The organism is Kitasatospora sp. NPDC041988 (assembly GCF_055588525.1).
In genome coordinates this window covers 149,517-155,370 of sequence record NZ_JBVJCO010000015.1, presented here as the reverse complement: position 1 = coordinate 155,370, position 5,854 = coordinate 149,517, and the positions used below count along the sequence as shown (strand labels likewise).

At 72.1% G+C, this 5,854-nt stretch carries 6 protein-coding genes; 2 read left to right on the top strand and 4 right to left on the bottom strand.

Features of this window, described 5'->3' with window-relative positions; all coding sequences use genetic code 11:
* Nucleotides 1-202 precede the first annotated feature (202 nt).
* Complete coding sequence (locus tag ACZ6NC_RS17705; RefSeq protein WP_465733666.1) at nucleotides 203-889, bottom strand: TetR/AcrR family transcriptional regulator; 687 nt, start codon at nucleotides 887-889, stop codon at nucleotides 203-205.
* A gap of 118 nt (nucleotides 890-1,007) precedes the next feature.
* Between ACZ6NC_RS17705 and ACZ6NC_RS17700 the strand changes: the two genes are divergently transcribed.
* Nucleotides 1,008-1,418 (top strand): ester cyclase, encoded by a 411-nt coding sequence (locus tag ACZ6NC_RS17700; protein ID WP_465733664.1) that lies wholly within the window; start codon nucleotides 1,008-1,010, stop codon nucleotides 1,416-1,418.
* Nucleotides 1,419-1,652: 234 nt separating this feature from the next.
* Here the strand turns inward: ACZ6NC_RS17700 and ACZ6NC_RS17695 are convergent, their stop codons facing one another.
* The 3 genes from ACZ6NC_RS17695 to ACZ6NC_RS17685 form a co-directional block, all read right to left on the bottom strand.
* Complete coding sequence (locus ACZ6NC_RS17695; protein ID WP_465733663.1) at nucleotides 1,653-2,090, bottom strand: winged helix-turn-helix domain-containing protein; 438 nt, start codon at nucleotides 2,088-2,090, stop codon at nucleotides 1,653-1,655.
* Nucleotides 2,087-2,920 (bottom strand): hypothetical protein, encoded by an 834-nt coding sequence (locus ACZ6NC_RS17690; protein WP_465733661.1) that lies wholly within the window; start codon nucleotides 2,918-2,920, stop codon nucleotides 2,087-2,089. Before ACZ6NC_RS17690 ends, ACZ6NC_RS17695 begins: the two co-directional genes overlap by 4 nt.
* A gap of 289 nt (nucleotides 2,921-3,209) precedes the next feature.
* The gene (locus ACZ6NC_RS17685) at nucleotides 3,210-3,944 is read right to left on the bottom strand and encodes a dienelactone hydrolase family protein (RefSeq protein WP_465733659.1); all 735 of its coding nucleotides are present in this window, start codon (nucleotides 3,942-3,944) and stop codon (nucleotides 3,210-3,212) included.
* 243 nt (nucleotides 3,945-4,187) lie between these two features.
* Between ACZ6NC_RS17685 and ACZ6NC_RS17680 the strand changes: the two genes are divergently transcribed.
* Nucleotides 4,188-5,732, top strand: coding sequence for a putative Ig domain-containing protein (locus ACZ6NC_RS17680; protein ID WP_465733657.1), 1,545 nt, complete (start codon nucleotides 4,188-4,190; stop codon nucleotides 5,730-5,732).
* The last annotated feature ends 122 nt before the right edge of the window (nucleotides 5,733-5,854 follow it).

The window sequence follows — 5,854 nt, the reverse complement described above, 5'->3', positions numbered from 1 at the left end:
CGACCCCACCCGTGGGCTCGCCCCGTTGCCCCTCCCCCCCCCCCCCCTCCCCCCCCCCCCCCCCCCCCCCCCCCCCCCCCCCCCCCCCCCCCCCCCACCGTGCTGGGCGCGCCCGGTCCGGCGCCGGGCAGTTCCGTGGCGGGTGGCTCCGGCGCCGGGTGAATGCGGCGGCGGGTGGGTCCGGCAGTGGGTGGATCCCGGGCTACCCGAAGGCCGGCGCGAGGGTGCGGGCGACCGTTTCCACCGGGGGGAGGAGGCGGGCCGCGGCCGCCTCGCCGAGCAGGTGGGTGTGGAGGGCGCGCTGGTGGGCCGCGCCGACGAGGAGGAGGGCGGCGGCGGCCGGGTCCAGCGCGGCTGGGAGCCGGCCCGCGGCCTGGCGGGTGCGGAGCGCGTCGGCGACGGCCCCGAGGGCGAGGTGCGGGCCGATCTCGCCGCCGCGTTCGGCGAGCAGCGCGCGCAGTTGGGCGTCGGACTGGACGGCGCCGAGGATCGGCATGATCCGGCGGTAGAACTGTTCGAGGCGGGTGAGCAGGGCGGTGAGCTCGGCCTGGAGGCCGCCGCTGCCGGACGCCTCCCGCTGTGAATCCTCGGGGTTGTCCTCGCGGCCGACCTCGGGGCTGTTCCCACGGCCGTCCTCGGGGCCGTCCTCGAAGGAGCCGAGGACGGCGGTCGCGTCGGCGAAGGCCGGCAGGTGCAGCCCGACGACGGCTTGGAGCAGGCCGAGCCGGTCGCCGAAGTGGTAGAAGATGCTCGACTCCGCGACGCCCGCCCGGCGTGCGATCTCCTTGGTGGACAGCGCCAGTCCCGTGTCCCCGAGCACCTCCTCGGTGGCCTTGAGCACCGCTTTCCGTACCCCGGTCGAGGGTCGACCGCGTCGTGCCTGGGCCATGCCCGGCCTCCGTTCCTCCGTACCGTCCCGACTACTTGAGTAATCGCTCAGGAAGAGGTTAACTTACTGACGGATCACTCAGTAATCCACTCGGTCATCCACTCGGGAGGGAACCCGCATGACCACCGTCGAGTACCGCAAGAACGCGATCCGCCGCCTCTACAAGGCACTTGAGGCCGGCGACGTCGACGTCGCCGACGAGCTGTTCACCGCCGACTTCGTCACCAGCGAGGGGCAGCACCAGAACGTCCGTGGCCCTCAGGGCTTCAAGGACGCGATCCGCGAGGTGCACGCCACCCACGCCGACCCGTCGTTCGAGATCCTCGACCTGCTGGGCGAGGGCGACGACGTCGCCGTCCGCTGGCGCATGACGGCCACCCACTCCGGCCCGCTGATGGGCATCCCGGCCACCGGCAAGCGCGTCAGCATGGAGGCGTTCGCCCTGTTCCGCTTCGTCGGCGACCGCATCAGCGAGCGCCACGCCGTCATCGACCGGCTCGGCCTGGTGCAGCAGCTCAAGGGCGAGTGACCGGCCCCGCGGCGGGGCGGCCGCACGGCTGCTGTCGATGAGGCAGATGGGTGCCGTGTTCGCGCCGGGAGACGGCGTCGACGATCCGGCGGCCGCCGTGGCCCACGGTGACGTTCACCTCCGGCCCGCCGCGTCCGGCCGTCTCGGCGGCCGCGCCCTCCGGCCTCCGGGAGAGCGGCGGCGGGTCGGGTCGGCCCCGGTCGGAATCCGACCGGAGCCGCCTTCCCGCCGTGGTCACGCCTCGGGCGACTCCGGCCACGGGCGGTAGGAGTCCAGCCGCTGGACCAGTTCGCGCAGGGCCCTCAGCTCGCGTTCCAGGGCCTCGGCCCCCTGTGCGGTCAGGGTGACCCAGGTCCGCGGGCGGCGGCCGGCGTAGCCCTTCGTGACCACGATCAGGCCCGAGTCCTCCAGCACCTTGAGATGGCGGGACAGGTTGCCGTCGGTGACGCCGAGCTGACCCTTCAGGAAGCCGAACTCGACGCGGTCGGCCTCGCGGGCGATGGTCAGGACGCCGAGCCGCACGCGCTGATGGACGGTGTCGTCCAGGTCCTGTGTCGGGTGGGGGCCCTCGGGTTCGCCGGGCTCTTCCCGGCCTTGTCCTCCGGGTTCCTCCCGGTGGTGTCCCCCCGGTTCGTCTCGGCCCTTTTCCGCGGGCGCGTCGGCAACGCTCATGCGGCGACCGTACTCGACGCGTCCGCGCCCGCCGTGGCCCGGCTGCGGGCCGCAGCCCGCTGCGCCAGCCCGGCCGTCAACAGTACGGCGGCCAGCAGAAACGCCTTCAGCTGCGGTCCGTCGGCCCAGCCGGTGCCGTCCGACCGCACCCACGGGATCCAGCTGCTGCCCCAGGACGCCCCGAGGTAGGCGGAGAGCAGCGCGATGTGGGCGAGGGCTGCGCCCACGACGATCCGGCTGCGCTCGACCAGGCCGAGGACGAGCAGTCCGATCCCGACCGTGTACCACGGCGAGCTGTAGCTGTTCTCCAACATCGCGACCGTGAAGGGCTGGTTCCGGAGGAACAGCAGGGCGAGCAGGACGGCGGTGATCAGACCGGTGGCGCCGAGGCCCCCGACGGTCCAAGCGGCACGGCGGGGCACGATCCCGCGCTCCTCACCGCGCAGGCGGTACCAGCGCGCAAGGATGAGCCACGCCAGCGGAAGCACCGCGAACCAGATGCCCCAGGCCACGAAGCGGAGCACGGATCCGTCGAACTCGCCCGCCTGGCAGGGAGCGTCGGGTGCGTGCGGCACGCAGAGGCCGGTCAGCTCGGCGTAGGCGAAGGCCGGGTAGGAGCTGACGCTGCGGGCGTTGGAAGCGAAGTTGAACGCCTGCCGGGCGACCGGCACGGCCGCCAGCGAGAGCAGGCCGAAGGCCAGCAGCGGCACTCCCGCGCCGTGGAGCCGGGTGCGGGCGCGCGCCCGGAGCGCCTCGGTGCCTGCCAGTAACTCGGCTGCGCCCGCCGCGCCTTGCGGACCGGCCGCGGCGATCTGATCGGTTGTTCCCATGACCTACCCCCTCGTTGTCGCGCCAGTGCCGGCGCGGAGCAGACAGCGCGCTCCCCGGGCGCCGCTCACATCAACTTTGCAGTGCAAAGTAGATGGCGGTCAAGAGCTGATGGCATGACAAAGTTCCGCGCAGCGCGGTCAGATGGGGGCCGCGGGTGATGCCGATGGTCGTTCCTGCCGGGATTCGGGGAGTGGGGGCAGGGAACAGGAAGGCCCCGACGGTGATCCGTCGGGGCCTTCCGGGGGGCGACTCCCGCGGGGGTGGCACAGCGCCCCCGCGGCGGTCCGCCTACAGGTACGTCTGCAGCGCCGCGTACACCCGGCGCCAGGCGTCCGCGCCGGCCTCCGGGTCGTAGTCCGCGGGGCGGTCGGAGCAGGCGAAGCCGTGGTTGGCGGCGGGGTAGGTGACGAGGTCGTGCGGGACCTTGGCCTCGGTGAGGCGCTCGCCGGCCTGCTCCCACTCCTCGGCGGGGATGATGTGGTCCAGCTCGCCGCGGAAGCCGAGCAGGAACACGCCGTTGGCGGCGATCCGCTCGCTCGTCTCCAGTGGCGGGACCGGGCCGACCAGCGGGAAGCCGCTGTTGAGGAGCCAGCCGGGGTAGAAGACGGCGGCGAGTTCGAAACGCAGCTCGGTGGCCGCACGCACCGCGATGTGCCCGCCCATGCTGAGCCCCAGGAAGGCGACGCCCCGGCCACCGGCCTCGCCGCGGGCGGTCGCGAGGGCGGCCGCCGCGTCCGCGACCAGCTCGTCGCGGTCGAGCGCGCGCATCAGGACCAGGCCGGACTCGCGTTCCTCGGCCGTGTAGCCGAGTTCGGTACGCCGGGCGTTGCGCCAGTAGTAGTCGGGTGCGATGGCGACGTACCCGGCCGCCGCCAGTTCGGCGCAGGTGTCGCGGACGTAGGCGTTCACGCCGTACAGCTCGGAGCAGACGACGACCGCGCCGCGGGCCTCGCCATCCTGCGGGCGGTGGATGTAGGCCTCTACGCCACCCGTTTCGCCGAGCGTTTCCCACTGACCAGGCATCAGTTCCCCCGTGTCGCTTGCGGAAAGTGTCGCCCCGCATCCTAGACGCCGCCCGTGGGTGGTCGAGCGAGCGGGTGGCCCGGCGAGTGCCCCGGTGAAGGGCGGGTGGGGTGGCCGGGTGAGTGGAATTCGGGTGGCGAGTTCTGCAGGCATGGTTGACGCATTGAAGTGGTCATGGCACTTTCGTGCGGCGCGGGCGTCCGCAACCGGTCGTACGCCCCGCAATCCCCCACAAGGAGAGCCATGTTCAGAAGACTTGCCGCCATCGTCGGCGCAAGCGCAGTTGTCGCAGGTGGGCTCACCCTGGCCGCCGCCCCCGCGCAGGCGGTCCAGGCCGGAGACCTGACGTCCACCATCGCGCTGAGCAACTGCTCCGCGTCACTGGTGCGTTACCCCTCCTCGGTCGACACCGACCGGGCCATGATGCTCACCAACGGCCACTGCCTGCCGACCATGCCGGCGGCCGGGGTGGTCATCCAGAACCAGAGCGCCAGCCGCAGCGGCACACTGCTCAGCTCGTCCGGCTCGTCGCTCGGCACCGTCCAGGCGGACAAGGTGCTGTACGCGACGATGACCGGCACCGACGTCGCGCTGTACCAACTGACCGACACCTTCGGGTCGGTCACCAGCAAGTACGGCGCCACCGCCCTCACCATCAGCGACACCCACCCGGCCGACGGCTCGGCGATGTACATACCCTCGTCGTACTGGAAGCAGGTGTGGAACTGCTCGATCAACGGGTTCGTCCCCACCCTGCGCGAGGACGCGTGGACCTGGCACGACTCGATCCGCTACAGCGCCGGCTGCAACACCACGCACGGCACCTCCGGTTCGCCCATCGTCGACGCCGCGACCAAGAAGATCGTCGGCATCAACAACACCGGCAACGACGACGGCGAGATGTGCACGCTCAACAACCCGTGCGAGGTGGCGGCCGACGGCACCACCAAGGCCACCAAGGGCCAGAGCTACGGCGAGGAGACGTACTGGTTCACCACCTGCCTCGGCAACGGCCGCGTCATCGACCTCAACGTCAGCGGCTGCCTGCTCACCAAGCCGGCCGGCAGCGGCGCCGTGTCGGTCACCAACCCGGGCCCCCAGAGCACCGCATTGAACGGTCCGGTCAACCTCCAGATCTCGGCGAGCGGCGGCACCGCACCGCTCACCTACTCGGCCGCCGGGCTGCCGGCCGGGCTCTCGATCAACGCGTCCACCGGCCTGATCACCGGCACGGCGACGACGGCGGGCACGTCCACCGTGACGGTCACGGTCAAGGACTCGGCGGGCAAGACCGCCACGGCGAGCTTCATTTGGAACATCAGCCGGGGCGACGGCTGCATCCCGACGCAGCTGCTCGGCAACGCGGGCTTCGAGACCGGCTCCGCCGCCCCGTGGACCGCCACCAGCGGCGTGGTCGACAACAGCGCCTCGCAGGCCGCCCACGGCGGCTCCTGGAAGTCCTGGCTGAACGGCTACGGGTCCACGCACTCGGACAACCTCTCGCAGACGGTGACCATCCCGGCCGGCTGCAAGGCCTCGCTCAGCTTCTACCTGCACATCGACACCGCCGAGACCGGCACGACGGCGTACGACAAGCTGACCGTCACGGTCAACGGCACCGCGCTGAAGACCTACTCCAACGTCGACGCGGCCGCCGGCTACCAGCTGCGGACGTTCGACGTCTCCGCCTACGCGGGCCAGTCGGTGACGGTCAAGTTCGCCGGCACCGAGGACTCCTCGCTGCAGACCAGCTTCGTGATCGACGACACCTCGGTCCAGACCAGCTGACGTAGCGGTACCTGAGCGCCGGCCCGCCCGGAGGAGCCTCCCGGCGGGACGGGACGTGCTGCGGCCTCGTTGTGTCCCCCCGGTGCCCCAACCCCCTCCGCCCTGCGTGCGTTGCGCGTTTA